Raw genomic sequence first — 2,145 nt, 5'->3', positions numbered from 1 at the left:
AAATAGTATAAGTAGGTTCTTTTTCATAATTATTGCCAACGGTTTTGGCTATGGTTTCGTTACGGAATGGTACGCGAGTATCATTCCGCCGTAACAATAAATTTAGCAAAAAGGCTCGAAATTCCGATTAGGAATTTCAGCCGTAATGAACTATAGCCGTTGTTGGCTTTAGTACTTATTTCGTTCATCTTGTCTTTCCCAAATCCAATATTCGACAGTGTGATTCCAATGTGTATCGTGGTCAAAAATTTTATTATCAATTTGAGTCAGATTATTTTGTAAATGTGTTAATTCCTCATCAGAAAATTCCGTTGAGAAGTAGGATTCCGGTTTAAACTTTTTTAGATTGTTTTGGAATTCAATAATTTCAATTCCGCATCGTGCGAATTTTTCTATGTCAGCATTAATGTATACTTCTTTAAATCCGTCGTCGTGATTCAGATAAACAATTTCTCCGTTTTCGATGTTAATTCCAATTGGGTCTCCAGAACCATTAAATCCAATGCAAACATATTTGTCAAAATCCGAATCATTAATTTTATAAGCCTCATTTACAGTTTGCAAGTCCTCTGTTAGATAATCGAAACTTAATTCTAGAACATCATTAGGTAAACCAATATCAAATAAAAATTCGATTGATTTTTGGTCTAATCCAAATTTATTTCTTGAGGTTGGAAGTGCTTTTTGTAATTCCAGTTCATTCCATTTATTTAGAAAACTTGCGTCTGTCATTGTATTAAAGCTAACGGTTTTGGCTATGGTTTCGTTACGGAATGGTACGCGAGTATCATTCCGCCGTAACCATAAATTTAGCAAAAAGGCTTGAAATTCCGATTAGGAATTTCAGCCGTAATGAACTATAGCCGTTGTTGGCTACAGTTTTTTATATCGATTAACAAAATCCGAAACAAAGCAAAGAAGCGAGAAAGCTTTTAAACTATTTATCTCTGAACCAAAATTCAAGTCCAAACCATGGACTACAGCATGTCTATTCAGTTTACTGTCAAAACTTTCTTTTTTTGAATATCCAACATCAATTGCGCTTTCGTCAGTAATCATTCTCAAAAGTATGTTTATAAAGTTTCCGTTCTCTGATTTAGAAAGAAATTTTTTTAAAGCTTCTTTTTCCTTTTTTGTCCTATATAGTTGGCCATTGCATATTCCATCTGCCTGTGATAAAAATAAAAGCGTTGATGCATAATATTTTTGTTCATTGTGACAGTCCAACGCTTCTACAATAATTTTTTGTCGAGAGTCTTGTCTGTTTTTTAATATTTCAATTAAACTATTTATATTTTCTCGATAGTATTTAACGAAAAAATTATCTAAAAATTCATTATCGCCATTAACAGCTTTTTCCATTAATTGGGTGGTATAGCCCATTGTTATTCCACCATCAATATACCAACCATATCCAGCGATATTTTTTAAACCAATTTCGGATAAACCTAAAAATTTGCTGTATCCTTCAACAGCTTTTTTTATCATTTTTTTGGTTTCAGGTTTTGTGAAATAATTAGTCATTATTCAGGATGATTCAATTGCTCTTGGACTATAGATTGCTTTACCAACAACTTCCTATTTCACCAAGTCTGGGACCATATTCAGTTCCACCAATCATATGTATAGTTAATTTTTTCCCCATTCAAGTCTATTTTTCATTCACATCGCATAGTATTAAAATCAACATGAAGTTGAGTAGAACCTTCTTGGTCAACTCTTACCCATTTATAATTTATAAGTACATAAGCATTACCACCATCCATTTCTACCCATTCATCAATTCCTTGCGCACCATTTTTTAAATCATCTTTAACAGTAAAACCTATAGGCGCAACATAATTTCTTCCTTGAATTAATAATTTACATTTACCACTGTTTTGAGCTTCGATTGCTTGAGTCTGATTGTAATATTTTGATTTTGTTAAAGTTGGAAGAGTATTGCTAACTTGAGTGGGAGTCATAGATGTTGCACACGATGTTAGAAATATAATTAAGAATGAAATACAGTAGATGATGTTTAGATTTTTCATAATTTTTTAATTGTAGCCAACGGTCTCGGCTATGATTTCGTTGCGTTGAAAATTCCAGCGGAATTTTCGACCGTTGAAATCAAGCCGTTTAAATTTAAACTAATTTTGGGAA

General features: G+C 32.3%; 3 protein-coding genes. All 3 read right to left on the bottom strand.

The features are described 5' to 3' along the window. Positions 1-168 precede the first annotated feature (168 nt). A complete protein-coding gene (locus BUB95_RS14140; protein WP_143185621.1) occupies positions 169-816 on the bottom strand; it encodes an SUKH-4 family immunity protein in 648 nt (215 codons plus the stop codon). A 57-nt stretch (positions 817-873) separates the two neighbouring features. Next, positions 874-1,488 (bottom strand): hypothetical protein, encoded by a 615-nt coding sequence (locus tag BUB95_RS14135; RefSeq protein WP_143185620.1) that lies wholly within the window; start codon positions 1,486-1,488, stop codon positions 874-876. A gap of 170 nt (positions 1,489-1,658) precedes the next feature. After that, positions 1,659-1,964, bottom strand: a complete 306-nt coding sequence (locus BUB95_RS14130) for a hypothetical protein (protein ID WP_234969277.1) — start codon at positions 1,962-1,964, stop codon at positions 1,659-1,661. Positions 1,965-2,145 lie beyond the last annotated feature (181 nt).

Source organism: Winogradskyella jejuensis, assembly GCF_900129745.1.
In the GTDB taxonomy this organism is placed as follows: Bacteria; Bacteroidota; Bacteroidia; order Flavobacteriales; family Flavobacteriaceae; genus Winogradskyella; species Winogradskyella jejuensis.
The sequence above is the reverse complement of the archived record's forward strand: the minus strand, read 5'-3'. Positions and strand labels throughout refer to the sequence as shown.